This is a genomic window from Acidovorax sp. KNOB132 (genome assembly GCF_057541515.1).
In genome coordinates, this window is record NZ_BAAJYT010000635.1 from 1 (window position 1) to 655 (window position 655).

The 655-nt window shown below is 74.8% G+C and carries 1 protein-coding gene; it reads left to right on the forward strand.

All coding sequences use genetic code 11. From position 1 onward, the window contains the following. On the forward strand, window positions 1–655 hold a 655-nt coding region (locus tag AC27IO_RS25135), incomplete at both ends, for a flavodoxin domain-containing protein (RefSeq protein ID WP_498741333.1).

Sequence of the window (655 nt, forward strand, 5' to 3'; positions counted from 1 at the left end):
GAGCCCGTGCACCTGTGCGCGCTGGGCGCGGTGGATGCGGCGCTGCTGCAGCGCACGCGCCGCGCGCTGTTCCTGGCCAGCACGTACGGAGAGGGCGATGCACCTGACAACGCCGCGGGCTTCCAGGGGCAGTGGATGGGCGCGGCCGCGGCGCCCTCGCTGGCAGGCCTGCAGTACGGCCTGCTGGCGCTGGGCGACCGGCAATACGCGCACTACTGCGGCTTTGGCCGCCAGCTGGACGGCTGGCTGCGCGCGCAGGGCGCGGTGCCGTTGTTCGAGCGGGTGGAGATGGACAACGGCGCCCCGGCCGCGCTCCTGGCATGGCAGCACCAGCTGTCGCAGGTCGCGAACCTGAACGGGGCGCCTGCCTGGGAGGCGCCGCCGTTCGCCGACTGGACGCTGGCCGCGCGCCGCCACCTCAACCCGGGCAGCCTGGGAGCGCCGGTGTTCCACATCGAACTGGCGCCCCCGCCCGGTACCGCGGCCGATTGGGCGTCCGGCGACCTGGTGCAACTGTGCGCGCCGGCCGACCCGCAACGCCCGCGCGACTATTCCATCGCCTCGGTGCCAGGCGACGGACGCATCCATCTCACCGTGCGCCAGGCCGTGCGCGAGGACGGCACGCCCGGCGCGGCATCGGGCTGGCTGTGCGCTG